Raw genomic sequence first — 4,992 nt, 5'->3', positions numbered from 1 at the left:
GGTGTGTCAAAATTAATAAATTTAAGACAAAACTACTAAATTTTTTTAAAATAAATTATATTGAACATTTATTTTATTGATGTTATAATGATATTAAATAAACTGCTACACTTCATAGTACAATTTACAATTAATAAAGTCATTTACCTTAAAAATATTAGTAATATTTTTAAAATCATCTACAATCTTAACTTTATCATAATTATTTTATATTAACAATATTTTCAAACTAATTTCCTTTTTATATCTTTATTTATATCTTTATTATAAAAAAGCAATAGAAATTGACTTTTTGAAAATATTTTCAATGAAAACAAAATGTGTAACTAAAAGGAGATTTTAATTACACATTTTAAATATAAACTAATGAAAACTATAAAATATATGTTTCTCTGTTTGCTTAAAATTAAGTTAATTTATTAATATTAATTTTAAGCACCCCCATTATAACAAAAAAACTGGTTTGGTGAAAAAAAGTAAATTATTTCACTGCTAAATCAATAAGTTTCAAATAAACAAAATGATTTTAAAAAATAATTTGTTAATTTTTTAAATTATGTAAATTGTAATATGAAGCAGAAAAAAATCAACTTTGAAAAAAGTTGATTTTTTTCTGCTTCATATTACAATTTACATTATGATAAAACTATCTTAAAATATTTTAAAAAAAAAGAAAGGATAAATTAAAATGTCAAAAATGATAAATGTATTAAGTATTGCCTTATTTATCATTACCACTTTATTTATTACTACTGTAACAACACAAAATACTATAATAAATCCACCAACTTATATTTCATTAAAACATAATTTTCCTAACTTCCAGAAAGAACAAAAATATTATTGTGTTCCAGCATCAGTTAAATCTATTATTAGTTACATAAATAATAATGATTTATTATAGCAAGATGAATTAGCTAATGAAATGAAAACAAATGATGGAACTTTGATGGAGAATGCTATTCCAATATTAAATAAACATATTAATTTGCAACTACATCCAAATTTTTTAGAATATCAAAACTATGTCTTAGAACAAAATTTTGGTAAAAAGATGAGCAAAAACTATGATTACAAAATCTAGTTAAACTTAGTCTTAAAAATGATATGCCAGTAATACTTGGCATTAAAGGCAGTCCGCCTTGATGACCAAATAGTCAAGTAAAACATGTTGTTATTATAATAGCAATATTGATTGATGATAATCCGGATGAAACCATTTACTATGTTAGTGATGCTTTTGATGGCACTACTAATAAAACTTTTACAGGCCATAATTTAATAAATATGTTTACAATAGCATCTGCTAATCTTGGCGCCATTGCAACGCCTCTATAATTTAATAAGTTTTATGTTAAATTTTTTACGATAACATTAAAACTAGGCAAAATATGATAATTATTGTTCTTTTAAAAATGTTTTAATTTTTTCTTGTAAAGTTGTTCGCCGTTTTTGTGGTAAATTATTAACACCATATAAAAATGCTGATGGTTCACCAATTAAATATAATTTAGTTTTAGCACGAGTAATTGCTGTATAAATTATATTTCGTTTTAACATCATTCAAAAACTTTTTGTTATTACAAAAATAATATTATCATATTCACTGCCCTGCAATTTATGAACACTACAAGCATAAGCCAAAGTAATATCATAATAAAGTTCTTTACTATATGCAATTACATTATCGTATTTTACTAAGATTACATCATTTAAATTTTTATCTTTTTTAATATCAACAATAATGCCAACATCGCCATTATAAATTTCTAATTCAGGTCGATTTTTAAGTTGCATAACTTTATCATTAACTCGGAAAAAAAGATGCCCAATCTTAATTTCTTTTTGACCACTTGCATGATTCATTCGATTTTGCAAATAAGTATTTAATGCATTAATTCCAACTGGACCATTATACATTGGGGCAATTACTTGAATAGCATTATAATCTGCTCCATATTCATCACTAAGTTTTTGATATAAATTACCAACAATTGTTAATAATGTTTGTGAATCAGTTTCATTAATAAAAGTAAAATCTTTTTTGTCAAATAAATTATTACCTTCAAAATGTTCTTGTTCAATTGCATAAGATAGTTCTAAAATGTCATTTCCAGCTTCTTGACGATAAACTTCTTCTAATTTAATAACATTAAAAACATCACTTTGAATAATATCTCGTAACAAATCACCACAAGCAACTGACGGTAATTGATTTGGGTCACCAATTAAAATTAATTTACGCAAATTAACACTAGCTTTTGCAATTTGTGATAATAACAAACTATCAACCATACTAACTTCATCTAAAATTAAAATATCATTTTCCAAAGGATTATTTTCATTATAAAAAAATTGATTAGTCAAAGCATCATATTTTAATAATTTATGAATTGTTAAAGCTTTTTGCCCAGTTTTTTCTCGTAATCGTTTGGCTGCTTTTCCGGTTGGTGCTGCTAATACAATTTTTGATTGTTGATAAACTTTTTTTAAAAGACTAACAATACCATCAACAACTGTTGTTTTACCCGTACCAGGTCCTCCAATAATAACTAAAAAATTAGAATGCACAGCATCCTTTATTGCTTTTGTTTGATTAATATTATAAGTAATTTGTTTTTTATTTGTTAACTTTTCTAACTCTTCTGTTAATTTTTGATCATCATATTGATCAATCGTATTCAAACCAACCAACATTGCAGCAATATTAATTTCACTATGATATATTTCTGCAACATAAATTTTATCATCCTTAAAAATTAATAATTTAATTTCTTTACTATATTTTAATCCGACTAACAACTGTTCTTTTGTTAAAAAAGGAAAATTCTTTTGTAAGATTTTTGTTAATTCATTTAACGTTAAATAAGTATCACCATTATTATTACAAAATTCTTTTGCTAAATATCAGGCATAATAACCAATTCGAATGTTAGTAAAAGGTTCTTGTTCAAATGCTAAATAAATCTTATCAATTGTTTTAAAAGCAATATTATCTTTTAATAATAATGAATAAGGATCTTTTTTTAATAAAGCATAAATCTGATCAACATTATATTTTGTTTTTAATAAAGATAAAACTTGTAATGATAATCCTTTTTGATTAAATTGATGATTTAATTCATCATCACGGCTCATTGACTTAAATACCTTTGCAATAATATTAGCTTGCTTAACACTAATACCCGGAATTTCATGTAAGACTGATAAATTTTCTTTAATCTTGGTAATCACATCGGTTTGATAATAATCAATAATTATTTGTGCTGCTTTTTCACCAATTGTGGGAAATAAACTACTAGTTAAATATTTTAAAACCTTATCATTACTCCGTGGGGAAAGTTTATGAATTTCCTTAACTTCAAAATTTTCACCATAGCGTTCATTATAGACAAAGTCCCCTTGTAATTCATATAATTGTTCTGGCTGTAAAGTTGATAAAAATCCTTTAATAAAAATAAAATGTGTTTTATCATTTTCTAATTGAAATTTGCAAATCCGATAACCATTATTGGACTCAAAAACAATTAATTTTAAATAACCCCGTATTTTTTCAGCCATTTTAGTAATCCTTTCTTATAAATATCATAATTTTTGATTATCTAAATAAACATCATTAATAACTCCGCCCCCAAGGCAAACTTCATCATCATAAAAAACAGCAGCTTGTCCTGGCGTAATCGCTTTTACTTTTGTTGCAAATTGCACAAGACATTTATTATCACTTAAAACTGTTACTTTAACAGGAATATCTTTTTGACGATAACGAAATTTAGCTGTACAATTAAATTCTTTTTCATGTAAAGTATTAATTCAATTAACATCAGTAATAATACAACTCGTTGAATATAGTCATTTTTCTTCACTACTTTTTGCAACATATAAAATATTGTTTTCTACATTTTTACCAGCCACAAAATATGGTTCACTCATCCCACCTAAATTTAAACCACGACGTTGACCAATTGTATAATACATCACCCCATTATGATGACCAACAAGTTCTTTTGTTTCAATATCAACAATATTACCATTTTGATTTGGAATATAATTTTGTAAAAAGTTTTTAAAATCACGTTCTCCAATAAAACAAATTCCTGTTGAATCTTTTTTATTAGCTGTGCTTAAATTTTGTGCACTTGCAATTTTTCTAACTTCTTTTTTTGTTAAATTTCCTAATGGAAAAAATGTTTTTGATAATTGCCCCTGGTTCAATTGACTTAAAAAATAAGTTTGATCTTTATCCCGGTCAATTACCCGTAATAATTGATATTCTTGTAATTTTTCATTAAATCGTACTTGAGCATAATGTCCCATGGCAATAAAATCAGCATGATAGTTATTAATTGCATAGTTTAAAAAATAGTCAAATTTAATATACTTATTACATAAAATATCTGGATTAGGAGTTCGCCCTTTTTGATATTCATTAATAAAATGTTTAAACACATATTCTCAATATTCTTTAATAAAATCAACACGGTGCAATGGTACTTGTAATGTTTTACTAACATTAACAGCATCATTATAATCAAGTTCTTGTGGACAAATCACATTATTAATTGCTTTATTTCCTAAAATATCATTATTTAATTGACTGTCTCAATTCCGCATAAAAAGACCTTCTACATCATAGCCTGCTTGTTGTAATAAATATAAACTAACTGAAGAATCAACCCCTCCAGATAATCCGACAACAACTTTTTTCATTGCACATCACTTCCTTTTTTATAAATAAATAATAATTAATTAGTACTATTATTTTAACATTGAAAATTAAAAATCCCAAGATAAGAAATTGGTTTCCTATTGTTTAAATAATTTACTATATAAATTTTAAGACCTTTCTTTTTTTCTTTTGTAAATTGTAAATGCAAATGTAGCACTTTATTAAAAAAAATAAAGTGCTTTTTATTTTGTAAAAATACTTATATTTATTGGATTAATCGTTAGATAGTATCTTTTACACTTAATAAAATAGGTTTTTTCTGA

The 4,992-nt window shown here is 24.5% G+C and carries 5 protein-coding genes; 3 read left to right on the top strand and 2 right to left on the bottom strand.

Annotated features, from left to right (window positions below; translation table 4 throughout):
• The first annotated feature begins 688 nt into the window (after nt 1-688).
• Genes D9R21_RS04295 through D9R21_RS04290 form a run of 3 tightly spaced genes read left to right on the top strand, consistent with a single transcriptional unit; the run spans nt 689 to nt 1,338 of the window.
• On the top strand, nt 689-904 hold the full coding sequence (locus D9R21_RS04295) for a hypothetical protein (RefSeq protein WP_126821238.1): 216 nt from the start codon (nt 689-691) through the stop codon (nt 902-904).
• Nucleotides 905-925: 21 nt separating this feature from the next.
• Complete coding sequence (locus D9R21_RS07105; RefSeq protein ID WP_158613881.1) at nt 926-1,084, top strand: hypothetical protein; 159 nt, start codon at nt 926-928, stop codon at nt 1,082-1,084.
• Between the two features lie 23 nt (nt 1,085-1,107).
• Complete coding sequence (locus D9R21_RS04290; RefSeq protein WP_126821237.1) at nt 1,108-1,338, top strand: hypothetical protein; 231 nt, start codon at nt 1,108-1,110, stop codon at nt 1,336-1,338.
• Nucleotides 1,339-1,398: 60 nt separating this feature from the next.
• Here D9R21_RS04290 and recD2 read toward each other — a convergent pair whose 3' ends face one another.
• Nucleotides 1,399-3,561 carry an SF1B family DNA helicase RecD2 gene (recD2, locus tag D9R21_RS04285; protein WP_126821236.1) on the bottom strand — a complete coding sequence of 721 codons (2,163 nt, stop codon included), beginning with the start codon at nt 3,559-3,561 and terminating at the stop codon, nt 1,399-1,401.
• Nucleotides 3,562-3,576: 15 nt separating this feature from the next.
• The gene (gene mnmA, locus D9R21_RS04280; RefSeq protein WP_126821235.1) at nt 3,577-4,710 is read right to left on the bottom strand and encodes a tRNA 2-thiouridine(34) synthase MnmA; all 1,134 of its coding nucleotides are present in this window, start codon (nt 4,708-4,710) and stop codon (nt 3,577-3,579) included.
• Nucleotides 4,711-4,992 lie beyond the last annotated feature (282 nt).

The organism is Spiroplasma endosymbiont of Megaselia nigra, from assembly GCF_003987485.1.
GTDB lineage: Bacteria > Bacillota_I > Bacilli_A > Mycoplasmatales > Mycoplasmataceae > Spiroplasma.
Note: the sequence above shows the minus strand (reverse complement) of the source record. Positions and strands in the feature narration are given on the sequence as shown.